Origin of the sequence: Serratia sp. CY56464 (genome assembly GCF_052168435.1) — a bacterium.
In the GTDB taxonomy this organism is placed as follows: domain Bacteria; phylum Pseudomonadota; class Gammaproteobacteria; order Enterobacterales; family Enterobacteriaceae; genus Serratia; species Serratia marcescens.
Genome location: NZ_JBJNMV010000002.1, coordinates 83,684 through 106,866 on the forward strand (window position 1 = coordinate 83,684; position 23,183 = coordinate 106,866).

Consider the following 23,183-nt stretch of genomic DNA (forward strand, 5'->3'; position numbering starts at 1 on the left):
CACAGAATATGGAGCTAAAACATGGCGTGGAATCAGCCCGGTAATAACGGACAGGACCGCGACCCGTGGGGGAGCAGCAATAATAATGGCGGCAACTCTGGCGGTAACAACAAAGGCGGTCGTGATCAAGGGCCACCTGATTTGGACGATATCTTCCGCAAACTGAGCAAGAAATTGAGCGGTTTCGGCGGGGGCAAAGGCTCCAACAGCAATAGCGGCGGCACCGGCACCTCTGGCCCGGGCTTCAGCGGCCGCATTATCGGTATCGCGGCGGTCGCCGTGGTGGTGATCTGGGCCGCCAGCGGCTTCTACACCATCAAGGAAGCCGAGCGCGGCGTCGTGACGCGTTTCGGCAAGTTCAGCCATCTGGTGCAGCCGGGCCTGAACTGGAAGCCGACCTTCATCGACGACGTGCGTCCGGTGAACGTGGAATCCGTGCGCGAATTGGCGGCGTCCGGCGTGATGCTGACCTCCGATGAAAACGTGGTGCGCGTGGAAATGAACGTACAGTACCGCGTGACCAACCCGGAAGCGTACCTGTTCAGCGTCGTCAATGCCGACGACAGCCTGAGCCAGGCGACCGACAGCGCCCTGCGCGGCGTGATCGGCAAGTACTCGATGGATCGCATCCTGACTGAAGGCCGTACCGTGGTGCGTAACGATACGCAGCGCATGCTGGAAGAGACCATCCGTCCTTACAACATGGGCATCACGCTGCTGGACGTCAACTTCCAGGCGGCGCGTCCGCCGGAAGAGGTGAAGGCGTCGTTCGACGATGCGATCGCCGCGCGTGAGAACGAGCAGCAATACATCCGTGAAGCGGAAGCTTACGCCAACGAAGTTCAGCCGCGTGCGAACGGCCAGGCGCAGCGTCTGCTGGAAGACTCCAAGGCTTATAAGGACCGTACCGTCCTGGAAGCTCAGGGTGAGGTGGCGCGCTTTGCCAAGCTGTTGCCGGAATACAAGTCCGCACCGCAGATCACCCGCGAGCGTCTGTATATCGAAACCATGGAAAAAGTGCTGGGCCATACCCGTAAGGTGTTGGTGAGCGACAAAGGCAACAACCTGATGGTGCTGCCGCTGGATCAGATGCTGCGCGGCCAAGGCGCGGCGGCGGAGAGCGGCAACAAGGATACCAGCCTGATTCGCCTCAATCCGAATCCTGCGCCGGCTGCCAACAGCAGCACTCCGCGCACCAGCGGCGGATCGGTTATGGATCAGCGCCGGGCGAATGCGCAGCGTGACGACACCACTCGCGTAGGGAGAGAGTAATCAATGCGTAAGTCTTTTGTAGTTATTGTCCTCGCGGTGCTGGTGGTGCTGTACGCTTCGCTGTTCGTGGTGCAGGAAGGCCAGCGCGGCATCGTGCTGCGCTTCGGCAAGGTTCTGCGCGACGGCGAAAACAAGCCGCTGGTGTATGCGCCGGGTCTGCACCTCAAGATCCCGTTCATTGAGACCGTGAAGAACCTGGATGCGCGCATCCAGACCATGGACAACCAGGCCGATCGCTTCGTGACCAGCGAGAAGAAAGACCTGATCGTCGACTCCTATCTGAAGTGGCGCATCAGCGACTTCAGTCGTTACTACCTGGCGACCGGGGGCGGCGACGTCTCCCAGGCCGAAGTGCTGCTGAAACGCAAGTTCAGCGACCGTCTGCGTTCCGAAATTGGCCGTCTGGACGTGAAAGACATCGTGACCGACTCGCGCGGCAAGCTGATGTCTGACGTGCGTGACGCGCTGAACACCGGCACCGTGGGTGACGGCGAAGAGGTGGCGACCACCGAAGCCGATGACGCTATCGCCTCTGCGGCGGCGCGCGTTGAGCGGGAAACCACCGGCAAACAGCCGCAGGTGAACCCGAACAGCATGGCGGCGTTGGGCATCGAAGTGATCGACGTGCGTATCAAGCAGATCAACCTGCCGGCCGAAGTGTCCGACGCCATCTACCAGCGTATGCGCGCCGAGCGTGAAGCGGTAGCCCGTCGTCTGCGCTCGCAGGGCCAGGAAGAAGCCGAGAAGCTGCGCGCCAGCGCGGATTACGAAGTGACCCGTACCCTGGCGGAAGCCGAGCGTCAGGCGCGTATCACCCGCGGTGAAGGCGATGCCGAAGCGGCCAAGCTGTTCGCCAACGCGTTCAGCCAGGATCCGGATTTCTATGCCTTTATCCGCAGCCTGCGCGCCTATGAAGCCAGCTTCAAGGACAACCAGGACGTGCTGGTACTGAGCCCGGACAGCGATTTCTTCCGCTACATGAAGTCGCCTGATACCCTGCGCAAATAAGCGGCAGGCAATCTGACCGAGGGCCCGTTTACGCGGGCCCTTTCTCGTTTTTGGGGGATGCATGAACTCAACGATTTGGCTGGCGCTCGGGCTGGTTCTGGTACTGGAAGGATTAGGGCCGATGCTGTTTCCGCAGGCCTGGCGCAAAATGATTGTGGCGATGTCGCAGTTGCCGGACGCGACGCTGCGGCGATTTGGCGGTGGAATAGTGGTTGCGGGCTGCGTGATCTACTACATGTTGAGCGGCCGCACGGGTCTTTAAAGTCTAGCCCAAAATTTATGCAATCGTATGCTAAAAGTGCTGAAAATCGAAAATTACGGTGGTAGAATCCATTTTTAAGCAATCGGTGATTTTGAAAAATGGGTAAGAACGTCGTCGTACTGGGCACCCAATGGGGTGACGAAGGTAAAGGCAAGGTTGTAGACCTGCTGACTGAACGGGCTCAATATGTTGTGCGCTACCAAGGTGGCCATAACGCTGGCCACACTCTGGTAATCAACGGTGAAAAAACCGTCCTTCATTTAATTCCTTCAGGTATTCTGCGTGAAAACGTCACCAGCATCATCGGCAACGGTGTTGTTCTGGCGCCGGACGCGTTGATGAAAGAAATGGGTGAACTCGAAGCGCGTGGCATCCCGGTACGCGAACGTCTGTTACTCTCTGAAGCTTGCCCGTTGATCCTGCCTTACCACGTTGCGTTGGATAACGCGCGTGAGAAAGCGCGCGGCGCGAAAGCGATCGGCACCACCGGTCGCGGCATCGGCCCGGCTTACGAAGATAAAGTGGCTCGTCGCGGCCTGCGCGTCGGCGACCTGTTCAACAAAGAAACCTTCGCCGTTAAGCTGAAAGAGATCGTCGATTACCACAACTTCCAGCTGGTCAACTACTACAAAGTTGACGCCGTCGATTATCAGGCGACGCTGGACTACGTACTGTCTATCGCCGACATCCTGACCGCCATGGTGGTTGACGTTTCCGAACTGCTGGACGGCGCGCGCAAGCGTGGCGACCTGATCATGTTCGAAGGCGCTCAGGGCACCCTGCTGGATATCGACCACGGTACTTATCCGTACGTGACCTCTTCCAACACCACCGCCGGCGGCGTGGCTACCGGTTCCGGCATCGGCCCGCGTTATGTGGATTACGTGCTGGGCATCGTGAAAGCCTATTCCACTCGCGTGGGTGCAGGTCCGTTCCCAACTGAACTGTTCGATGAAACCGGCGAATACCTGTGCAAGCAGGGTAACGAGTTCGGCGCCACCACCGGCCGTCGTCGTCGTACCGGTTGGCTGGACGCGGTAGCGGTGCGCCGCGCCGTGCAGATTAACTCCCTGTCCGGCTTCTGCCTGACCAAACTGGACGTCCTGGACGGCCTGAAAGAAGTGAAGATCTGCGTGGGCTACCGCATGCCGGACGGCCGCGAAGTGGACACCACTCCGCTGGCGGCTGAAGGCTGGGAAGGCATTGAGCCTATCTACGAAACCATGCCGGGCTGGAGCGAAACCACCTTTGGCGTGAAAGAGCACAGCAAGCTGCCTCAGGCTGCGCTGAACTACATCAAGCGCATCGAAGAAGTGACCGGCGTACCGGTAGACATCATCTCTACCGGCCCGGATCGCAGCGAAACCATGATCCTGCGCGACCCGTTCGACGCATAATCAGGCTTTGCGGCATTAAACAAACCGGGCGCGTCCCGGTTTGTTTTTATCCTGACTCCCTCCGATTGCGGTTTCACGTCAAAAAATCCTTTCATAAACCCGCCTTAGGGCGCGGGATTCGCTAAATAATTAGCGACGAACTCTCCGGCTGGTTTATTATCCAATGAGTAATCTTTTGAATAGCGCCGAAAAGCGGCGTATCAGACGGGTAAAGTGATACCCAGAGGTAAGATGTGCAGTTAACAAGTTTTACTGATTATGGCCTGCGGGCGTTGATCTACATGGCCTCGTTGCCGCAGGACAAGATGACCAGCATCTCGGAAGTGACTGAGGTTTATGGCGTGTCTCGCAACCATATGGTGAAGATCATCAATCAGTTGAGCCGGGTAGGTTTTGTCACGGCGGTGCGCGGCAAGCATGGCGGCATACGTTTGGGCAAACCGGCCGAGAGCATTCGCCTCGGTGACGTGGTGCGGGCGCTGGAGCCGCTCGCGCTGGTTAACTGCAGCAGTGAGTTTTGCCACATTACCCCTGCCTGCCGCTTGAAGCAGGTGCTCCACCAGGGCGTACAGAATTTCCTTGAAGAGCTGGATAAGCATACGTTGGCCGACATGGTCGAAGACAATCCGCCGCTCTACAAGCTATTGCTTGTCGAATAAAACGACGTTGAGAAGACAAGGCTCAACGTCATCCTGCTGATGACAACGGAGGAACCGCAATGTCACAAGATCCATTCCTGGAACGAGAAGCAGAAAAATACGAATCCCCTATCCCCAGCCGTGAATATATCCTGGCCCATTTGGCGAAAAGAGAAACGCCGGCCAGCCGCGAAGAACTGGGCAACGAATTGGGCCTCAGCGGCGAAGAACAGCTGGAAGCGCTGCGCCGCCGCCTGCGCGCCATGGAGCGCGATGGCCAGTTAGTGTTTACCCGCCGCCAGTGCTACGCGCTGCCGGAACGTTTGGATCTGCTGCGCGGCACGGTGATCGGCCACCGCGACGGCTACGGCTTCCTGCGCGTTGAAGGCAGCAAAGACGATCTGTACCTGTCTGCCGAACAGATGAAAATGGCGATCCACGGTGACGTGGTGCTGGCGCAGGCCTTGGGCGCGGATCGCAAAGGGCGCCGCGAAGCGCGCATCGTGCGCGTGCTGGTGCCGAAAACCAGCCAGATTGTCGGCCGCTTCTTCATGGACGCCGGTACCGGCTTCGTGGTGCCGGACGACAGCCGTCTGAGCTTCGATATTCTGATCCCGGCGGACAGCGTCAGCGGCGCGCGCATGGGCTTTATGGTGGTAGTGGAGCTGACTCAGCGCCCGACCCGCCGCACCAAGGCGGTCGGCAAGATCGTCGAGATCCTCGGCGACAAGATGGGCACCAGCATGGCGGTGGACATCGCGCTGCGCACCCATGAGATCCCGCATACCTGGCCGCCGCAGGTGGAAAAACAGGTAGCCGATCTCAGCGAGCAGGTGCCGGAAGCGGCCAAGAAGGGCCGTGTCGATCTGCGCAAGCTGCCGTTGGTCACCATCGACGGTGAAGACGCGCGCGACTTCGATGACGCCGTGTACTGCGAGAAAAAACGCGGCGGCGGCTGGCGCCTGTGGGTGGCGATCGCCGACGTCAGTTACTACGTGCGCCCGCGCACCGCGCTGGACGATGAAGCGCGCAGCCGCGGCAACTCGGTGTACTTCCCGTCGCAGGTGATCCCGATGCTGCCGGAAGTGCTGTCCAACGGGCTGTGCTCCCTGAACCCGCAGGTCGATCGTCTGTGCATGGTGTGCGAAATGACCATCTCCGCCCAGGGGCGCCTGTCGACGGCCAAGTTCTACGAGGCGGTGATGAGCTCTCACGCCCGCCTGACCTACAACAAGGTGTGGCACATTCTGCAGGGCGATCAGGAGCTGCGCGAGCATTACCATCCGCTGGTCAAGCACCTGGAAGAGCTGCACGCCATGTACAAGGTGCTGGATAAGGCGCGCGCCGAGCGCGGCGGCATCGCGTTCGAAACCGAAGAAGCCAAATTCATCTTCAACGCCGAGCGTCGCATCGAGCGCGTGGAGCCGACGGTGCGCAATGACGCCCACAAGCTGATCGAAGAGTGCATGATCATGGCCAACGTGGCGGCCGCGCGCTTCGTCGAGAAACGCAACGAGCCGGCGCTTTACCGCGTGCACGATCGTCCGAGCGACGACCACATCTCCGCGCTGCGCAGCGTGCTGAGCGAGCTGGGGCTGACGTTGGGCGGCGGCAACAAGCCGCAGCCGAAGGACTATGCGGTGCTGATGGATGAAGTGTCCGAGCGCCCTGACCACGAAATGCTGCAAACCATGTTGCTGCGTTCGATGAAACAGGCGATTTACGATCCGGAAAACCGTGGCCACTTCGGCCTGGCGCTGGCGTCTTATGGCCACTTCACCTCGCCGATCCGCCGTTATCCGGATCTGGCGCTGCACCGCGCGATCAAATATCAGTTGGCCAAAGAACACGGCGAGCAGAAAGAGCGCTGGACGCCGACCGGCGGCTGGCACAGCGAATTCGAAGAGATGCTGCAGCTGGGCGAACACTGCTCGATGACCGAGCGCCGCGCGGACGAAGCGACGCGCAACGTCGCCGACTGGCTGAAGTGCGACTTCATGCAGGATCACGTCGGTGAAGTGTTCAGCGGCATCATCTCCAGCGTGACCGGCTTCGGCTTCTTCGTGCGCCTGAACGATCTGTTCATCGACGGGCTGGTGCACGTATCAACGCTGGATAATGATTACTATCGCTACGATAATATCGGCCAGCGCCTGATCGGAGAATCTTCCGGCACGGTCTATCGCCTGGGGGATACGGTGGAGATCCGCGTGGACGCGGTGCACATGGACGAGCGCAAGATCGATTTCGCACTGGTATCCAGCACCCGCAAAGCGCGCGGTGAAGGCAAAACCGAACGCGATCGCGCCAAGAAGGGCGGCCAGCGCACGCTGCGCGACAACGGTAGCGTGGGGCGCGGCAAGCGCCGCGGCGGCAAACCGCCGGCCAACTTCGAGCCGGACAGCGCCTTCCGCAAGCAGGATGACGCCAAGCCCGCGGACAACGTGAAGAAGGCGAAGAAGAAAGCCAAGAAAGCGTCCGACAAAACGCGGAAAATCGCGGCGGCGACCAAAGCCAAGCGCGCAGCCAAGAAGAAAGGTGCCGAGCAGGCCTAACCTGCCGCACATCGTTATCATCGGCCGGTTATCGCCGGCCGCACGAATTTAAAAGAGCATCATGAGCGAAATTATTTACGGCATCCACGCCGTCAAAGCCCTGTTAGAGCGCGACCCGCAACGCTTCCTGGAAGTGTTTATTCTGAAAGGCCGCGAAGATCGCCGTCTGCAACCGCTGATCGCCGAGCTGGAAGCGACCGGCATCGTGATCCAGGTGGCGAACCGTCAATGGCTGGATGACAAGGTTGAAGGCGCGGTGCACCAGGGGATCATCGCCCGGGTGCGCGAAGGGCGCCAGTATCAGGAGAACGATCTGCCGGGCCTGCTGGAAAGCGTGGAGACGCCGTTCCTGCTGGTGCTGGACGGCGTGACCGACCCGCACAACCTCGGCGCCTGCCTGCGCAGCGCCGACGCGGCCGGCGTGCACGCCGTGATCGTGCCCCGTGACCGTTCCGCCCAGTTGAACGCCACCGCCAAGAAAGTGGCCTGCGGCGCCGCCGAAAACGTGCCGTTGATCCGCGTGACCAACCTGGCGCGCACGCTGCGTCTGCTGCAAGAGATGAACGTCTGGGTGGTGGGCACCGCCGGCGAAGCCGATCATACGCTGTATCAAAGCAAAATGACCGGCCCGATGGCGCTGGTGATGGGCGCGGAAGGCGAAGGCATGCGTCGCCTGACCCGCGAACACTGCGACGAGCTGATCAGCATCCCGATGGCTGGCACCGTCTCTTCGCTGAACGTGTCGGTTGCCACCGGCATCTGCCTGTTCGAAGCGGTGCGTCAGCGCGGCTGATTCTCCTGACGGGGGCGCTCTGCCCCCGTTAATTCCCTCTCTTGTGATCCCGCCTGCGGCAGAAATCTCTGCGCCGACCATACTTATCCCTGACGCTTTTTTCAGGGAGCACTCTCATGGTCTGGACTACGCACACCGTTTTTAACCAACCCAAGCCGCTGGGCAACAGCAACCTGTTTCTCTCCGATACGCCGCTGCGCGAAGCGTTGCAGCGCGAGCAAGGCGGCTGGGACGCCGAGGTATTGGCTTCGCTGGGCCAGCAGCTCGGCACGCAAGAGTCGCTGGAGCTGGGGCGCCTGGCCAACGCCAACCCGCCGGAGCTGCTGCGCTATGACGCCACCGGCCAGCGGTTGGACGATGTTCGCTTTCACCCCGCCTGGCATATTCTGATGCAGGGGCTGATCGCCAATCGGGTGCACAATCTGCCCTGGCAGGAGGATGCGCGCATCGGTTCCTTCGTGGCGCGCGCCGCGCGCTTTATGCTGCATGCGCAGGTCGAGGCCGGCACGCTGTGCCCGGTGACCATGACCTTCGGCGCCACGCCGCTGTTGCTGCAGGCGTTACCGGCGGAATTCCGTTCCTGGCTGACCCCGTTGCTGTCGGATCGTTATGACGCTCACCTGCTGCCTGGCGGGCAAAAGCGCGGTCTGCTGATCGGCATGGGTATGACAGAGAAGCAGGGCGGCTCCGATGTCTTGAGCAATACCACCACCGCCGCGCCGCTCGGCGCGCGTGGGCCGGGCGAAGCCTACCGGCTGGTGGGGCACAAGTGGTTCTTCTCGGTGCCGCAGAGCGATGCGCACCTGGTGCTGGCGCAGGCCGAAGGCGGGCTGTCCTGCTTCTTCCTGCCGCGCATTTTGCCGGATGGCAGCCGCAACGCCATTCGCCTGGAGCGGCTGAAAGACAAACTGGGCAACCGCTCCAACGCCAGCAGCGAGGTGGAGTTTCAGGACGCCACGGCCTGGCTGCTGGGCGATGAGGGCGACGGCGTGCGGCATATCCTGAAGATGGGCGGCCTGACCCGTTTCGACTGTTCGCTGGGCAGCCACGGCCTGATGCGCCGCGGGCTGTCGGTGGCGCTGTATCATGCGCTGCAGCGGCAGGCATTCGGTAAGCTCTTGATCGAACAACCGCTGATGCGTCAGGTTCTGGCGCGCATGGCGCTGCGGCTGGAAGGGCATACCGCGTTGCTGTTCCGGCTGGCCCGCGCCTGGGAAAGCCGCAGCAATGAGGGCGAGCTGATCTACAGCCGCCTGCTGACCCCGGCGGCCAAATACAGCATCTGCCGCCAGGGCATGCCGTTCATCGCCGAGGCGATGGAGGTGCTGGGCGGCATCGGTTACTGTGAGGAGAGCGAACTGCCGCGCCTGTATCGCGAGATGCCGGTGAACAGCATCTGGGAAGGTTCCGGCAACATCATGTGCCTGGACGTGTTGCGCAGCCTGCACAAACTGCCGGGCGCGCTCGAGATGCTGCAGTTCGAGCTGCAGCCGGTGCGCGGCCAGAATCGGTTGTTCGATCGCGCCTGGCGGCAGTGGCAGCAGCGCGCCCGGCAACCGAGTGAGGAGATGGGGCGGCTGCTCACTCAACAGCTGTTCGACCTGTGCTGCGCCGCACAGCTGCTGCAGCACGCCAGCCCGCAGATCGCCGATGCCTGGTGTCATCTGACGCTGGATCATCGCGGCGAGAGCCTGCTGTCGGCCGAGGTGTGCGAACTGCTGCTGAACCGCGCCATCGGCGGTTAGGGAAAAGGGTGGCGCGCGGCGGCGAAAACCTTTTTAATTCAGCCTCACTCTGACAGGAAAATGCACATGGATATTCTCAGCGCGTTGGCGGCGTTCGCCTCTTACTTCTTCAGCGGTTTCGCCATGATTTTGGTGTTTCTGTTCGTCTATACCCGCATCACCCCGCACGACGAATGGGCGTTGATCAAGGCCGATAATCAATCCGCCGCCTTTGCTTTTATCGGCGCCTGCCTGGGGTATGTGATCCCGCTGGCCAGCGCGGCGATCAACTCGATCAGCCTGCTGGATTACCTGCTGTGGGGCGTAGTGGCGCTGGTGGTGCAACTGCTGCTGTTCGCGGCCGTGAAGATCTACATGCCGCGCATCAGCGAAAAGATCGAAGCGAATCACCTGGCCGCCGGGATTTTCCTGGGGGGCGTCTCCGTTAGCGGCGGCGTGTTGAATGCGGCTTGCATGAGCTACTAAAGGTATAAGATGGCGGAGGCGCGCCAGCCAAGCGGGTGCGCCTGCTCTTCCATCCGCAGGATGCGGTAATAGCTGGCGCCGTGTTGGCCGGCGGTGCGGGCGATGGCCAGTTCCGCTTCCTGCGGCGAGCCGGGCAGATCGCTGAAGGTGATCTCGGCGATTTCACTGAGCGGCGTCACGCGATCGGCGGGCGCCAGCTCGGCGGACTGTGCGCCGGTGCTGAGCAATCCCATGGAAAGCAGGAGGGAGGTGAGTGCGGTGGAGCGTTTCATGGCGTTCCCCTTCGTCAGATCCTGAATCGACACCCGCAACATGCGGCATGCTGTCCCTCAGTGTGCAACACCCTTCTTCAGCCAGTGCAAAGCCAGTGTAAATCTGCTTAAACAATCCCCGCCTTAACGATACAGGAGCGCCTGGGAATACCATTGGCCCGGCACGACGGTTTCGCTGTTCATGATGATCACGTAATAACGGGCGCCGGCGGCGGTGGCCTTGCGCTGGATCTCCGCTTCCACGTCCATCGGGCTGCCGCGCACTACGGCGGTGACGGTGCCGATTTTCACCAGTTTGGCGGTCTGCGCGCGGACGATCTCCTGCGCCTGTGCGGTGGGCGGCGGCGGCGGTTTCGGCGTGGTGGTCATGATGCCGCAGGCGGAAAGCTGTGCGGCCAGCGTCAGAGCGATGAGTGTGCGGACAAACGTCATGGGAACCTCGAAAGAGCCGGTGCGATGGCTTCAGTGTAACGCAATATAAGCTGGAACAGATTGGGCTAACGCTGGCTGGCGCAAGTTTGTCATGATGAATGCCAACAGGTGAGTTGAGGATGAGCGGATGATTGAAATTCATGACGAGCGGGTGGGCGATATTGCGGTGATCCATGCGGTGCCGGCGGGGCAGTATCATCGGCCGCTGCCGACGGTGTTCTTCTGCCATGGTTATACCTCGTCGAAAGAGGTGTACGCCTACTTCGCCTATGCGCTGGCGCGCGCCGGTTTTCGGGCGGTGCTGCCGGATGCCGATCGGCACGGCGAGCGGTTCGACGGCGACGAGACGCGGCGCCTGGCGTCGTTCTGGGAGATCCTGCGCAGCAATATCGACGAACTGCCGCAGATCAAGGCGCATTTTGAGCGGCTTGGCCTGATAGCCGACGGACGCATCGGCGTCGCCGGCGCCTCAATGGGCGGCATGACCGCGCTCGGCGCCTTCGCGCGCTTCCCGTGGATCCGGGCGGCCGCCAGCCTAATGGGCTCAGGTTATTACCGTTCGCTGGCGCAAACGCTGTATCCGCCGTTGGACGAAGAGGGCGAGGCGCTCTCGCCGGCGGCGTTTGCGGCGCGCACCGCCGTGTTGGCGGAGTATGAGCTGGAAGGGCGTTTGGAGACGATTGCCGGGCGGCCGCTGCTGCTGTGGCACGGCGAGACGGACGACGTGGTGCCGGCGGCTGACAGCCAGCGTTTGGCGGCTGAACTGCGGCGGCAAGGCGCGGACGGTCGTTTGACATCGCTCATCGAATCGGGGGTGAAGCACCGCATCACGCCGCTGGCGCTGTCCGCCACGGCCGACTTTTTCCGCCGCGAACTGTGATGCGCCGACGGGCACGATGCATGGAATTGCGCCGCTCTGTGCGGGCTGTTTCGGGCATTGTTTCATGCATGTCGGAGGAGAATGTTAGCGTGAGTTCTTTCAGGGGCAGCAAGGAGCGGAGAGCATGATAAAGGGTATCAGCAATACGGCCGAGACAGCGCGCGGGCTGGCGGGAACGATGAAAGCGCGCGCCGAGCTTAACTCAGCGGCCTTCAGCGAGATGCTGGGGGCAGCCGACGGCAAGGCGCGGCAAAACAAGGCGCATCCGCTGTCGCGCATCACCGCGCAGACGGTGCAAAACATGACGGCGCTGTTCGCCTCCGCGCCGAAAGCGGCGGCCACGCAAACCGCGAAGGCCGGCTCGCTCTCCTTCGAGCAGCGGGCGACGCTGGAGGAAAGCGCCGAACTGCTGCAGGCACGGACAAACTATCTGCGGATGGCGCTGCAATTGCACAATCCGGGCAAGGCGTTCAGTGCGCCGACGTTGCTCAAACTGTGATGGGTGAGGAAGTGGAGCGCCCGACAGGCGGCGCTCCGGTGCGAACTGAACGGGCTTTCTGATGAAGCCCTGGGGATTTCCCTGGCGTGGCGCGTCTTTTTAACGGTACAGCTCGGCGCTAACGTGCATCGTGCTGTTGTCGCCCGGTTCGTGCAGGGCGATGATGCGATAAGAGCTTGCGCCACGTTGATCGGCGATTTTACTGACCTGGCTGCTGGCGTCATCCGGCGAGACCACGTTCTGGTTCAGGGTGACGAAGCCAACGCTCTGGCGTTGATCGGCCTGGTGCGAGGTGATCTCCGTCGCGGCCATCACGTTGGCGGAGAACAGGGCGGCAAGCGCCGTCGCGAGAATGATGCGTTTCATAGTGCCTCTCTTACTTTTTGCCGTTACGGCCTGACAGCGAGTGTCGCTGCGGCAAAAAGTCATTTATCTGCATTGAATAACCTGGGATCTTTTTCGTCGCGCTGTCTGCGGCGGATATGGTTAATTTTAGTCCGTTGCCGGCGATTAAAAAGCGGGGTGTTTTGAAGGCATCTTTCAAAAAAAATGAAATAGATTTGTGACTCAGCGCTGATTTCATTGAAAGATTTTTGAAACTGATGGATCGGCGTACATAGGTTCACTCACGAGCAAATCGTGCTATTTCCCATAGCGCCTCGCATTAACGCGAATAAAACCCACGCAGTCCTTGAGTTTCCCGCCCTGCGTCAGTATGATTACGCGTCATTTTTCAGCCGCACACTAAACACGTTCCTTGCTTCCATGGGCCGCGGTTGACCCTGACAGGAGGCTGAATAATCCGTAAGGAGCAATTCGATGCGTCATTACGAAATCGTTTTTATGGTCCATCCTGACCAAAGCGAACAGGTTCCGGGCATGATCGAGCGTTACAGTGCTACCATCACTAACGCGCAAGGTCAGATTCACCGTCTGGAAGACTGGGGCCGCCGTCAGCTGGCTTATCCGATCAACAAACTGCACAAAGCTCACTACGTTCTGCTGAACGTTGAAGCGCCGCAGGAAGCGATCGATGAGCTGGAAACTAACTTCCGCTTCAACGACGCCGTTATCCGCAGCATGGTTATGCGCGTTAAGCACGCGGTAACTGAAGCATCTCCGATGGTTAAAGCGAAAGACGAACGTCGTGGCGATCGCCGCGAAGACTTCGCTAACGAAACCGCAGATGATGCAGATGCTGGGGATTCTGAAGAGTAATTGCCGCCGTGACGGCTAATCGTCTGGTTTTGTCGGGCACTGTGTGCAAGGCGCCGGTTCGAAAAGTGAGTCCTTCCGGGATACCGCACTGCCAATTTGTGCTAGAGCACCGTTCGCAGCAGATGGAAGCCGGATTCAGCAGACAAGCATGGTGCCGAATGCCCGTGGTTGTCAGCGGACAACAGTCACAAGCACTAACTCAAAGATTAACGGTCGGCAGTCAGATTACCGTGCAAGGCTTTGTAAGCTGCCATCAAGGGCGCAACGGGCTGAGCAAATTGGTTCTGCATGCCGAGCAGATTGAATTGATAGATTCTGGAGACTAGCCAAATGGCACGTTATTTCCGTCGTCGCAAGTTCTGCCGTTTCACCGCGGAAGGCGTTCAAGAGATTGACTATAAAGACATCGCTACGCTGAAAAACTACATCACCGAAAGTGGTAAAATTGTACCGAGCCGTATCACCGGTACTCGTGCAAAATATCAGCGCCAGCTGGCCCGTGCTATCAAGCGCGCGCGCTACCTGTCTTTGTTGCCGTACACTGATCGTCATCAGTAATCGGCCACTGTCCATTAACGACTTTGAGAGGATAAGGTAATGCAAGTTATTCTGCTTGATAAAGTAGCAAACCTGGGCAGCCTGGGTGATCAAGTTAACGTTAAAGCGGGCTACGCTCGTAACTTCCTGGTACCACAGGGCAAAGCTGTTCCTGCTACCAAGAAAAACGTTGAGTTCTTCGAAGCACGCCGTGCTGAACTGGAAGCCAAACTGGCTGACGTTCTGGCTGCTGCTGAAGCTCGCGCAACCAAGATCAACGAACTGGGTTCAGTCACCATCGCTTCCAAATCTGGCGACGAAGGTAAACTGTTCGGCTCTATCGGCACCCGCGACATCGCTGACGCAGTGACTGCGGCAGGCGTTGAAGTTGCCAAGAGCGAAGTTCGTCTGCCGAACGGCGTTCTGCGTACCACTGGCGAGCACGAAGTGCACTTCCAGGTACACAGCGACGTGTTCGCACAGCTGAATGTAGTTGTGGTTGCAGAAGCGTAATTTACGCTGCTGTTAACCCGGTTAAAACGCCAGCCTCGCGCTGGCGTTTTGCTTTTCTGCGCCTGGCAAAACGCGCTACGCTTGAAGACGGGATGAAAAGGAGAGCGTGCGATGGCAACGATTACGCTACAGCGGGTTTACGATTTCAGCGCGCCGGCGCCGGAACATTGTTATCTGATAGACCGGCTATGGCCGCGCGGCATCAGCAAAGAGCGGTTGACGGGCGTGCAGTGGTTGAAACAGGTGGCGCCGGATGACGAGCTGCGCAAGTGGTTCCATCAGCATACCGACCAGTGGGAAGCCTTTGAGACGCGATACCGCCAACAGCTGGCGGCCAACGACGCCTGGCAGCCGCTGGTGGCGCTGTTACGGCAGGGGCAAGCGCTGACGCTGCTGTATGGCAGTAAAGATACCGAGCACAACCAGGGCGTGGTGCTGCGCGAGTTTCTGCTGGCGCAGCTGTAGAGATTAGCGTTCCCGGCGGTAGCTGCCGTCGGCCTGGCGGCGGAACAGCGCCTGGCTATTGTCTGCCGTGGTGACCGACAGTGCGCTAATCACGCCGTTGGCGTCGCGTTCAATGCGCACTTCCTGGCCGGCTTTCATGTTGCTCAGCGGCTTGTCGCCGCCTTCCACCTGCGCCATGGCGAACACTTCATTCACCGGCAGATTGTTGTCGCGAAACAGTTGGGCCAGGGTCTGGCCGGGCTGGATCTGATAACGCTGCCAGTTGCCCGCCGGCGTCGGCTCATTGGCGGGCGTGGCGGCGCTTCCGCCGTTTTGCAGCTCGGCCTGCAGCGGCACGCTGGTTTCCTGCTGAGAGACCGGGAACGGCTGTCTTTCGGGCGAGTAGGGCCACAGCAACGCCAGCAGCAGGATGATGCCGAAGATCAGCACCCAGCGGCGGTGAAAGTAGGGCAGCGGTTCCATCCAATGGAAACCGTCCGGCAGATGCCAGACTTTAATCAGCAGAGCTTTGACCCGCTGCATTTTGTCGTTGGCCGACGGCGGCTCCGATGGCGGTTCCGCGCCTTCAGCCGTGGGTGCGGCGCCCGGTTTCAGGCGCTGGCTGATGTTCAGCCAGATGCGCAGCAGCGGCTGGTAGATGCGGGTGGTTTTCCTTCTCCTGGGCGCGATTCTGCCCATGGTGACCTCTCTTCGACGGCGTAATAATCAGTGCGGCGCGTTAAACGCGTCGCCTGCCCGATATCCTGCCTTCAGTATAGTCCGCTAACTGATTGAAGTGAAAGGCGGCTGAGCGGCAGAGCCGGGGTTTGCGGCTGCGGGCGTTAACAGAAGGTTATTGTTTCTTTTTCTACGACAAAAGTCATCATTCTCCACACAAGATTTTACCCGGCATTGACGCGCTGTTATGCTGCGCTTTCGACTTTTTACAGACTTAAGGAAAACCCCATGACAACCCCTTCTTTTGACAGCGTTGAAGCGCAAGCAAGTTACGGGATTGGTTTACAGGTAGGCCAGCAGCTGCAAGAGTCCGGGCTGGAAGGTTTGCAACCGGAAGCTTTGCTGGCGGGTTTGCGTGACGCGCTGGAAGGGAATGCCCCGGCGGTTCCGGTAGACGTGGTGCACCGTGCGCTGCGTGAAATCCACGAGCGTGCTGACGCGGTGCGCCGCGAGCGCCAGCAGGCGATGGCGGTTGAAGGCCAGAAATTCCTGGACGACAATGCCAAGCGCGACGACGTGACGCTGACCGAGTCTGGCCTGCAGTTCTCCGTGCTGGAGCAGGGCAACGGCCCAATTCCGTCCCGTCAGGACCGCGTGCGTGTGCACTACACCGGTCGTCTGATCAACGGCGACGTGTTCGACAGCTCGGTTGAGCGCGGCCAGCCGGCGGAATTCCCGGTCAGCGGCGTGATCCCAGGCTGGATCGAAGCGCTGACCCTGATGCCGGTCGGTTCCAAATGGCAGCTGTATATCCCGCACAACCTGGCCTACGGCGAGCGTGGCGCAGGCGCGTCCATCCCGCCGTTCAGCGCGCTGGTGTTCGACGTCGAGCTGCTGGAAATCCTGTAATCCCACCGAGGATTGTTCTGGGCGCCTTCGTGGCGCCCTTATTTTATGCGCCGCGCAAACGGGCGATGAATGGCCGGGCGAGCCGGCCAGTGACAGTGAGTTACTTACCGCTTAAATCGATGCGATAAACCGCGAAGCCGATGCTGTCGCTGCCTGCGGCGCTCATCGGATATTGGGCGTGCGCTTTGACAAACCTTGTCGCTTTGTCCGAAGGCGAGGTCTCGAAGCGGATATCCAGCGGTTGCTGGCTGCTGAAGTTCGCCAAACGCCAGTTGTTGTCCGCCTGCGGGCGCACCGCGCCATGCCGCTGAGTTTCGGCGCTGATGTAGGCCGCCAGCACCGAGCGGTTTTCATCCGGCGAAGCGAAGGCGATATGTTTGTCGCCGGTGCCGGCAAACTTGCCGCCGTAGGCGCGGTAGTTGTTGGTGGCGACCAGGAAGGTGGCGTTCGAATCGATCGGCTTGCCGTTGAAGGTCAGCTGCTTGATACGCTCCGCCTTGTCGTTGATCAGTTGGCATTCGCCGTCATAGCGCGCCGGTTGACTGACGTCGATCTGGTAGTTGACGCCGTCGATCACGTCGAAGTTATAGGTGCGGAAGCCGTCCCAGTTGATCAAGCCCTGCGGCTTGGCGCTGTTGACGTCGATCTGGTTGAACTGGCCGGCGGAGCACTCCAGCCACTCTTTCACCTCTTTGCCGCTCGCCTTCACCACCACCAACGTATTGGGGTAGAGATAGAGATCGGCGGCGTTGCGGAAGGTGAGCTGGCCTTTTTCCACTTCGACGAAGCTGGCGGGATCGTTCTTGCGGCCGCCGACCTTGAACGGCGCCGCCGCCGACAGCACCGGCAGATCGGCCAGATCCGGATCGCCCTGGATGTAATGTTCTACGTAGGCTTTCTGTGCATTGTTGACGATTTGCACCGTCGGATCGTCCTGCACCAGCGCCAGGTAGCTGTACATGTTGCCGTCGGATTTACCGATCGGCTGGCTGACGAACTCGCGCGTGCCTTTGTGATCGTCCGCCAATACCTTCACCAGCGCGGCATCTTCCGCCGCCAGCGATTTCTTGTTTTCTTTGTCGTAGATCGGCCGCGCTTCCGCGTTGGCGGCGGTCACTTTCCAGCTGCCGCCATCGTTGTTGAGCTGCAGGTCGACCACGCCGAGATGATCGCCCCATTGTCCCGGCATCACCGCTGGCACGCCGTTCAGCAGACCTTTGTCGATATCCGCGCCTTTTATGTTGGCAAAGTCTTTGCTCGGGAACACCGCATGAGCGTGGCCGAACATGATGGCGTCGATGCCCGGCACCTGGCTGAGGTAATAGACCGAGTTTTCCGCCATCGCCTTGTAAGGCTCGCTGGACAGCCCGGAATGCGGGATCGCCACCACCAGATCGGCGCCCTCTTTACGCATCTGCGGCACGTAGCGCTTGGCGGTGGCGGTGATGTCGTCCACCGTCACTTTGCCCTGCAGGTTGGCCTTGTCCCACACCAGGATCTGCGGCGGCACGAAGCCGATGTAGCCGATGCGCAGCGTATGCGCCTTGCCGTCGCGGTCTTTCACCGGCGTATCGACGATGATGTACGGCGTGAACAGCGGTTTTTGCGTTTTGGCGTCGATGACGTTGGCGTTGATATACGGGAATTTGGCGCCGGCGATGGCGTTCTTCAGGTAGTCCAGCCCATAGTTGAACTCATGGTTGCCGATGTTGCCGACGACGTAGTCCAGCGTGTTCATCGCCTTATAGACCGGGTGCACGTCGCCCGGTTTCAGCCCCTTGGCCGCCATGTAGTCGCCGAGCGGGCTGCCCTGAATGATGTCGCCGTTGTCCACCAACACCGCGTTGGCGGCCTGCTGGCGCGCCTGTTGGATCAGGCTGGCGGTGCGCACCAGGCCGAACTTGTCGGTCGGCGTGTCCTTGTAGTAATCGAAGTCCATCATATTGCTGTGCAGATCGGTGGTTTCCAGCACGCGCAGATCGACGGTGGCCGCTTGCGCGGAGGCGCACACCAGCAGCGCAAGCGCGGACAGCGTCAGTGGATGCTTCATCATTTGGGGTTCTCTCCATTCCATTATTCGAGTGTTATCGCAGAGGGAAATGTAATTAACATTGCTTGCCACAGCAAACTGTGAAGTGTGGCAGAAAACGGCGGCGGGTAACGCGGGGAAGTTCACAGTTGTGCCCAACAAGAACTGAGGAATTCCCGGGGCTTAGGCGGTTGAGATGGATATTCGGCGTAAAAAAAACTAGTCTGCTAGCAGAGACAGGGGGAAATTTCCCACGGAGATGCGGAGTTGAGGTGCATGATGTTAGAGCGAATTTGCCAACTGTCCCGCGAGGCGGGGGCGGCGATCATGGCGGTGTACGACGGTGAACAACCGCTTGATGTCGCACAGAAAAAAGATGATTCACCGGTGACGGCGGCCGATCTGGCGGCGCATCACATCATCAAGCGCGGCCTGGCGGCGCTGACGCCCGAGGTGCCGCTGCTGTCGGAAGAGGATCCGCCGGCGTGGGAAGAGCGCCGCAGCTGGACGCGTTACTGGCTGGTCGATCCGCTGGACGGCACCAAAGAGTTTTTGCACCGCAACGGCGAGTTCACGGTCAATATCGCCCTGATTGAAGACGGGCAGGCGGTGATGGGGGTGGTGTACGCCCCGGCGATCGACGTGTTGTATCTGGCGGAGCGCGGCAAGGCCTGGAAAGAAGAGAAGGGCGTGCGGCAGGCGATCGGCGTCAGCAACGCGCATCCGCCGCTGGTGGTGGTGAGCCGCTCGCATATCGACGACGAACTGAAAGATTATTTGCAGCAGCTGGGCGAGCACCAGACCGTGTCAGTCGGTTCCTCGCTGAAGTTCTGTCTGGTGGCGGAAGGCAAGGCGCAGCTCTATCCGCGCTTCGGGCCGACCAACATTTGGGATACCGCCGCAGGGCATGCGGTGGCGGTGGCCGCCGGGGCGCAAATTCACGATTGGCAGGGTAAGCCATTGCTCTATACCCCGCGTGAATCTTTCCTCAACCCCGGCTTCCGGGTGTCGCTGTTCTGAGTTAGTTCGCCAACAACTGGTGCAGTTTGGACATCACCTGCTGCACCTCTTCCGGCGTCAGCGCGCCGTCTTTGGCGAACTGGATGCGCCCTTGCTTATCCAGCACCACGATGGCGGAGCCTTTCGGCTGCAGATCCCAGGCTTTGCGCACGTTGCCGTCGCTGTCGACGATAAACTGCGACCATGGGAACTCCTTCTTGCTGTCTTCAATGCTGCTGCGCACGAACATCGCCGTGCCCATCAGGGCATCGTCGGTGTTGACGATTGTCGTCGTTTGGTAACGATCGTGTGGTAGCTTCGCTTTCTTGATCGCTTCAATCAGTGGGTCGTTCATGTCTTTGGCGGAGCTGCGGCCGGCAATATGTTGTATCACTCGCACTTTTCCACTGAGCTGCGCGCTGTTCCAGTTTTGGTAGCTAAAATTACCGTCGGCGTAATTGAGCTCTCCTTTGTCGCTGACGCCGACCGGCGCCACGCGCTGCTGGAGCTGGAAGTTGTGCGCGGAAGCGAAAAGCGGGGCGAGCAGCAGGGATACCATCAGCATGCGACTTGTTTTCATGCTTTCTCCTTGTAATGGGGGGAATTTGTGCGACAGCACTTCGACAGCCTAAAGCATAGGATGTGATAAGAGGTCTGTCCTGTTAACCGGATCGCAGATTTTCCCTTGGTTCGCTAATCATCAGATTTTGAAGGGATATCCTGAAAACGTTATAAATTATCATATACAATTCTGTCAAAAAGTGTAAATCCAGCGTAGAAATCCGGGCAGAAGTGAACGTTCTGGTCTTTACTGGGTCTACTACATGCAATCAAGTTGCGTTCTGAATTTCGAGGCTGCCACCTTTGGCGGCTCGCTGAGCGCATGGATCAACGGGAGGAGCGTAAAAGAATGAGAATCTTCCAGCGTTATAACCCTTTGAAAGTGGCAAAGTACGTTAAGACCCTGTTTCGCGGAAGGCTGTATATCAAGGACGTGGGCGCATTTGAATTCGACGAGGGGAAAATCCTGCCGCCGAAGATTCGCGACAAGCGCCATTTCAGCGTGATGTCTGAAGTGAACCGTCAGGTGCTGCTGTTGCAGACCGAGATGGGGTGAACACCTCGCTGACAGCGGTAAAAAAAATGCGGCCCCGATGGGGCCGCTGATGTTTTTGTCTTACCGCCGTCAGGCCGCAGGCGTGTCGTCCGGCGCTTTCGGCAGCACCGCCGCCGGTTTGTCGCTCAGCCGGGTGACCAGCAGCTGGTCTATCTTGTAGCTGTCGATATCCACCACTTCGAACTTGTAGCCGGCGTATTTGACGAAGTCGGTGCGTTTCGGGATCTTGCGCAGCATGTACATCATAAAGCCGCCGATGGTTTCGTAGTTGCCCGCTTGCGGGAACTCGTCGATGTCCAGCACGCGCATCACGTCGTCGATCGGCGTGCCGCCTTCAATCAGCCATGAGCTTTCGTCGCGCGCCACGATCTGCTCTTCCTGGCCCTGGCCGACCAGATCGCCCATCAGCGTGGTCATCACGTCGTTAAGCGTGATGATGCCCACCACCAACGCATATTCATTGAGGATCACCGCGAAGTCTTCGCCGGCGGTTTTGAAGCTTTCCAGCGCTTCGGACAGCGTCAGCGTATCCGGCACGATCAGCGCCGAGCGGATCTGCACGCCGCTGCTCAGCACCAGGCTCTGGTTGCCCAGCACGCGGTTCAGCAGGTCTTTGGAATCGACGTAACCCACCACCTGATCGATATGGCCGTCGCACACCAGGAACTTGGAGTGCGGATGGGTCGAGACCTTCTCCTTGATGCTCTCTTCGCTTTCGCGCAGATCGAAGTACACCACGCTTTCGCGCGAGGTCATCGAAGACGGCACGGTGCGCGACTCCAGTTCGAACACGTTTTCAATCAGCTCGTGCTCCTGCTTGCGCAGCACGCCCGCCAGGGCGCCGGCTTCCACCACCGCGTAGATGTCATCGGAGGTGATGTCGTCCTTACGCACCATCGGCAGCTTGAACATGCGGAAGATCAGGTTGGCCATGCCGTTGAAGAACCACACCAGCGGGCGGAAGATCATGATGGAGAAACGCATCGGGTTGATGATCCGGACGGCGACCGTCTCTGGTGCAATCATACCGATGCGCTTCGGGGTCAAATCGGCGAACAGGATAAACAGGCTGGTCACCAGCACGAAAGAGCAGATGAAGCTGACCTGTTCCGCCAATTCGGGCGACAGGAAACGATCGAACAACACCTTGAAGGTGGGAGAGAAAGCCGCGTCGCCCACGATACCGCCGAGGATGGCCACGGCGTTCAGGCCGATCTGCACCACGGTGAAGAAGATGCCAGGGGTTTCTTGCAGCTTGAGCACTCTGGCGGCGTTGACGTTACCTTCGTCAGCCATCAGCTTCAGTTTGATCTTGCGCGAGGCGGCCAGAGAGATTTCCGACAGTGAGAAGAACGCACTCACCGCGATCAGAAAAAGAATCAGTAAAATACTGTTTAACATAATCTATCCATACGTGCCGACGGGATGACGGCGCTCTTGAGGAAGGGTAGTACATAGTAAAAAAAGCAGCGATAACAACCAGAAGGGAAGCTATCGGGCCGCAGAAGCGGCCCGCATAGTATAGCAGTTGCCCCACAGGGGCCGCCAGCGGTTAAAAAAGTGCCGCCGGCCGGCATCAAATCAGCCCTGCGGCGGCAGGCAAACGCCGATGCCGCCCAGCCCGCAGTAGCCTTCCGGGTTCTTGTACAGGTACTGTTGGTGATCGTCTTCCGCGTAATAGAACGGCAGCGCCGGCGCGATCTCGGTGGTGATGACGCGCTTGTCGCCCGCCGCGTCCATCGCCTGCTGGAAGCGTTGCAGGCTGCTTTCCGCCTCGGCCTGCTGCTCAGGGCTCAGCGTATAAATCGCCGAGCGGTACTGCGTGCCGACGTCGCCGCCCTGGCGCATGCCCTGCGCCGGATCGTGATTTTCCCAGAACAGCTGCAGCAGCTGTTTGTAGCTGACGATCTGCGGATCGAACACCACGCGCACCACTTCGGCGTGGCCGGTCTGGCCGCTGCACACTTCGCGGTAGGTCGGGTTCGGCGTATAGCCGCCGCTGTAGCCGGCGGCGGTGCTGTAGACGCCCGGCTGTTGCCAGAACAGACGCTCAACGCCCCAGAAACAGCCCATGGCGAAGATCGCCACGTCCATGCCTGCCGGCACCTGGGTCATCGAGTGCTCGGTGACCACGTTGAGCGTTGCGACAGGCATTGGCGTGGTGCGGCCAGGCAGCGCGCTTGCCTTATCGACGGTTTGTGATTTATCAAAAAATGGCACCACGGTTGACTCCTGTTGTCACAGTAAGAATTGACCCTACATGGCGGTGGTTCGGTTGTATCTCACCGCGTCTTTGCCCACAATAAGCGGCAAGTTGGATTTTGTATAAGCTTAACGCAGTATTTTGAGCGCCAAAAGTGAAGAATTCGCCTGTTGCGCGGCGGTGGCAAAGCGCGGCGGGCGGCGTCCGGAATAAGGTTGAAGAGGGCTGCCGTCATGATAGCGCGGAGTCTGCCCTGGCCCCGGAGCGAACACCATAACAGGACAGTAAAATCAATAAGGAGAACACGTGCCAAAGTAC

The 23,183-nt window shown here is 59.7% G+C and carries 28 protein-coding genes; 19 read left to right on the forward strand and 9 right to left on the reverse strand.

Features of this window, described 5'->3' with window-relative positions:
* Positions 1–21: 21 nt before the first annotated feature.
* The 9 genes from hflK to ACJ8KE_RS14045 all read left to right on the forward strand — a co-directional run bounded on the left by hflK (position 22) and on the right by ACJ8KE_RS14045 (position 10,135).
* A complete protein-coding gene (gene hflK / locus ACJ8KE_RS14005; RefSeq protein WP_004933672.1) occupies positions 22–1,272 on the forward strand; it encodes an FtsH protease activity modulator HflK in 1,251 nt (416 codons plus the stop codon).
* A gap of 3 nt (positions 1,273–1,275) precedes the next feature.
* Positions 1,276–2,280 (forward strand): protease modulator HflC, encoded by a 1,005-nt coding sequence (hflC, locus tag ACJ8KE_RS14010; RefSeq protein WP_004933669.1) that lies wholly within the window; start codon positions 1,276–1,278, stop codon positions 2,278–2,280.
* A 61-nt stretch (positions 2,281–2,341) separates the two neighbouring features.
* Positions 2,342–2,542, forward strand: a complete 201-nt coding sequence (locus ACJ8KE_RS14015; RefSeq protein ID WP_004933666.1) for a DUF2065 domain-containing protein — start codon at positions 2,342–2,344, stop codon at positions 2,540–2,542.
* A 98-nt stretch (positions 2,543–2,640) separates the two neighbouring features.
* Positions 2,641–3,939 (forward strand): adenylosuccinate synthase, encoded by a 1,299-nt coding sequence (locus ACJ8KE_RS14020; protein ID WP_004933663.1) that lies wholly within the window; start codon positions 2,641–2,643, stop codon positions 3,937–3,939.
* A 233-nt stretch (positions 3,940–4,172) separates the two neighbouring features.
* Positions 4,173–4,598, forward strand: coding sequence for a nitric oxide-sensing transcriptional repressor NsrR (gene nsrR / locus ACJ8KE_RS14025; RefSeq protein WP_004933660.1), 426 nt, complete (start codon positions 4,173–4,175; stop codon positions 4,596–4,598).
* A gap of 59 nt (positions 4,599–4,657) precedes the next feature.
* Positions 4,658–7,132, forward strand: a complete 2,475-nt coding sequence (rnr, locus tag ACJ8KE_RS14030; protein WP_016929356.1) for a ribonuclease R — start codon at positions 4,658–4,660, stop codon at positions 7,130–7,132.
* A gap of 61 nt (positions 7,133–7,193) precedes the next feature.
* The gene (rlmB, locus tag ACJ8KE_RS14035; protein WP_004933653.1) at positions 7,194–7,925 is read left to right on the forward strand and encodes a 23S rRNA (guanosine(2251)-2'-O)-methyltransferase RlmB; all 732 of its coding nucleotides are present in this window, start codon (positions 7,194–7,196) and stop codon (positions 7,923–7,925) included.
* Positions 7,926–8,041: 116 nt separating this feature from the next.
* The gene (locus ACJ8KE_RS14040) at positions 8,042–9,670 is read left to right on the forward strand and encodes an isovaleryl-CoA dehydrogenase (RefSeq protein ID WP_048796295.1); all 1,629 of its coding nucleotides are present in this window, start codon (positions 8,042–8,044) and stop codon (positions 9,668–9,670) included.
* A gap of 66 nt (positions 9,671–9,736) precedes the next feature.
* Positions 9,737–10,135 carry a DUF350 domain-containing protein gene (locus tag ACJ8KE_RS14045; protein ID WP_016929354.1) on the forward strand — a complete coding sequence of 133 codons (399 nt, stop codon included), beginning with the start codon at positions 9,737–9,739 and terminating at the stop codon, positions 10,133–10,135.
* Here the strand turns inward: ACJ8KE_RS14045 and ACJ8KE_RS14050 are convergent.
* A complete protein-coding gene (locus tag ACJ8KE_RS14050) occupies positions 10,132–10,407 on the reverse strand; it encodes a DUF1471 domain-containing protein (protein ID WP_033633541.1) in 276 nt (91 codons plus the stop codon). The genes ACJ8KE_RS14045 and ACJ8KE_RS14050 overlap by 4 nt on opposite strands.
* A 123-nt stretch (positions 10,408–10,530) precedes the next feature.
* The gene (gene bsmA / locus ACJ8KE_RS14055; protein ID WP_016929352.1) at positions 10,531–10,839 is read right to left on the reverse strand and encodes a biofilm peroxide resistance protein BsmA; all 309 of its coding nucleotides are present in this window, start codon (positions 10,837–10,839) and stop codon (positions 10,531–10,533) included.
* Positions 10,840–10,966: 127 nt separating this feature from the next.
* On the opposite strand from bsmA, the gene yjfP reads away from it, so the two are divergent.
* Both yjfP and ACJ8KE_RS14065 read left to right on the forward strand, forming a co-directional pair.
* The gene (yjfP, locus tag ACJ8KE_RS14060; RefSeq protein ID WP_033638915.1) at positions 10,967–11,719 is read left to right on the forward strand and encodes an esterase; all 753 of its coding nucleotides are present in this window, start codon (positions 10,967–10,969) and stop codon (positions 11,717–11,719) included.
* A gap of 124 nt (positions 11,720–11,843) precedes the next feature.
* Positions 11,844–12,218 carry a hypothetical protein gene (locus ACJ8KE_RS14065; protein WP_089185221.1) on the forward strand — a complete coding sequence of 125 codons (375 nt, stop codon included), beginning with the start codon at positions 11,844–11,846 and terminating at the stop codon, positions 12,216–12,218.
* 99 nt (positions 12,219–12,317) lie between these two features.
* Here ACJ8KE_RS14065 and ACJ8KE_RS14070 read toward each other — a convergent pair whose 3' ends face one another.
* Positions 12,318–12,584, reverse strand: a complete 267-nt coding sequence (locus tag ACJ8KE_RS14070; RefSeq protein ID WP_004933636.1) for a DUF1471 domain-containing protein — start codon at positions 12,582–12,584, stop codon at positions 12,318–12,320.
* 10 nt (positions 12,585–12,594) lie between these two features.
* Positions 12,595–12,801 carry a hypothetical protein gene (locus tag ACJ8KE_RS14075; RefSeq protein ID WP_126186680.1) on the reverse strand — a complete coding sequence of 69 codons (207 nt, stop codon included), beginning with the start codon at positions 12,799–12,801 and terminating at the stop codon, positions 12,595–12,597.
* Between the two features lie 236 nt (positions 12,802–13,037).
* On the opposite strand from ACJ8KE_RS14075, the gene rpsF reads away from it, so the two are divergent.
* The 5 genes from rpsF to ACJ8KE_RS14100 all read left to right on the forward strand — a co-directional run bounded on the left by rpsF (position 13,038) and on the right by ACJ8KE_RS14100 (position 14,951).
* Positions 13,038–13,436 (forward strand): 30S ribosomal protein S6, encoded by a 399-nt coding sequence (rpsF, locus tag ACJ8KE_RS14080; RefSeq protein WP_004933634.1) that lies wholly within the window; start codon positions 13,038–13,040, stop codon positions 13,434–13,436.
* A gap of 8 nt (positions 13,437–13,444) precedes the next feature.
* Positions 13,445–13,762 (forward strand): primosomal replication protein N, encoded by a 318-nt coding sequence (gene priB / locus ACJ8KE_RS14085; RefSeq protein WP_049233092.1) that lies wholly within the window; start codon positions 13,445–13,447, stop codon positions 13,760–13,762.
* Positions 13,763–13,766: 4 nt separating this feature from the next.
* The gene (gene rpsR / locus ACJ8KE_RS14090; protein ID WP_000135199.1) at positions 13,767–13,994 is read left to right on the forward strand and encodes a 30S ribosomal protein S18; all 228 of its coding nucleotides are present in this window, start codon (positions 13,767–13,769) and stop codon (positions 13,992–13,994) included.
* Between the two features lie 39 nt (positions 13,995–14,033).
* Positions 14,034–14,486, forward strand: coding sequence for a 50S ribosomal protein L9 (gene rplI / locus ACJ8KE_RS14095; protein WP_004933629.1), 453 nt, complete (start codon positions 14,034–14,036; stop codon positions 14,484–14,486).
* Between the two features lie 111 nt (positions 14,487–14,597).
* Positions 14,598–14,951 (forward strand): DUF488 domain-containing protein, encoded by a 354-nt coding sequence (locus ACJ8KE_RS14100; RefSeq protein ID WP_016929349.1) that lies wholly within the window; start codon positions 14,598–14,600, stop codon positions 14,949–14,951.
* Between the two features lie 3 nt (positions 14,952–14,954).
* Here ACJ8KE_RS14100 and ACJ8KE_RS14105 read toward each other — a convergent pair whose 3' ends face one another.
* On the reverse strand, positions 14,955–15,629 hold the full coding sequence (locus ACJ8KE_RS14105) for an OapA family protein (RefSeq protein ID WP_097102919.1): 675 nt from the start codon (positions 15,627–15,629) through the stop codon (positions 14,955–14,957).
* 267 nt (positions 15,630–15,896) lie between these two features.
* Here ACJ8KE_RS14105 and fklB point away from each other — a divergent pair, with 267 nt between their 5' ends.
* Complete coding sequence (gene fklB, locus ACJ8KE_RS14110; RefSeq protein ID WP_004933618.1) at positions 15,897–16,517, forward strand: FKBP-type peptidyl-prolyl cis-trans isomerase; 621 nt, start codon at positions 15,897–15,899, stop codon at positions 16,515–16,517.
* A 100-nt stretch (positions 16,518–16,617) separates the two neighbouring features.
* Here the strand turns inward: fklB and ACJ8KE_RS14115 are convergent, their stop codons facing one another.
* Positions 16,618–18,570 (reverse strand): bifunctional 2',3'-cyclic-nucleotide 2'-phosphodiesterase/3'-nucleotidase, encoded by a 1,953-nt coding sequence (locus ACJ8KE_RS14115; RefSeq protein ID WP_261460127.1) that lies wholly within the window; start codon positions 18,568–18,570, stop codon positions 16,618–16,620.
* A 255-nt stretch (positions 18,571–18,825) separates the two neighbouring features.
* On the opposite strand from ACJ8KE_RS14115, the gene cysQ reads away from it, so the two are divergent.
* The gene (gene cysQ / locus ACJ8KE_RS14120) at positions 18,826–19,566 is read left to right on the forward strand and encodes a 3'(2'),5'-bisphosphate nucleotidase CysQ (RefSeq protein WP_004933611.1); all 741 of its coding nucleotides are present in this window, start codon (positions 18,826–18,828) and stop codon (positions 19,564–19,566) included.
* A gap of 1 nt (position 19,567) precedes the next feature.
* Here the strand turns inward: cysQ and ACJ8KE_RS14125 are convergent, their stop codons facing one another.
* A complete protein-coding gene (locus ACJ8KE_RS14125; RefSeq protein WP_025159587.1) occupies positions 19,568–20,125 on the reverse strand; it encodes a YtfJ family protein in 558 nt (185 codons plus the stop codon).
* Between the two features lie 330 nt (positions 20,126–20,455).
* Between ACJ8KE_RS14125 and ACJ8KE_RS14130 the strand changes: the two genes are divergently transcribed.
* The gene (locus ACJ8KE_RS14130) at positions 20,456–20,662 is read left to right on the forward strand and encodes a DUF1107 domain-containing protein (RefSeq protein WP_004933604.1); all 207 of its coding nucleotides are present in this window, start codon (positions 20,456–20,458) and stop codon (positions 20,660–20,662) included.
* Positions 20,663–20,731: 69 nt separating this feature from the next.
* Here ACJ8KE_RS14130 and ACJ8KE_RS14135 read toward each other — a convergent pair whose 3' ends face one another.
* Both ACJ8KE_RS14135 and msrA read right to left on the reverse strand, forming a co-directional pair.
* The gene (locus ACJ8KE_RS14135) at positions 20,732–22,063 is read right to left on the reverse strand and encodes a hemolysin family protein (RefSeq protein ID WP_004933603.1); all 1,332 of its coding nucleotides are present in this window, start codon (positions 22,061–22,063) and stop codon (positions 20,732–20,734) included.
* 180 nt (positions 22,064–22,243) lie between these two features.
* Positions 22,244–22,882 carry a peptide-methionine (S)-S-oxide reductase MsrA gene (gene msrA / locus ACJ8KE_RS14140; RefSeq protein ID WP_086013601.1) on the reverse strand — a complete coding sequence of 213 codons (639 nt, stop codon included), beginning with the start codon at positions 22,880–22,882 and terminating at the stop codon, positions 22,244–22,246.
* Positions 22,883–23,183 lie beyond the last annotated feature (301 nt).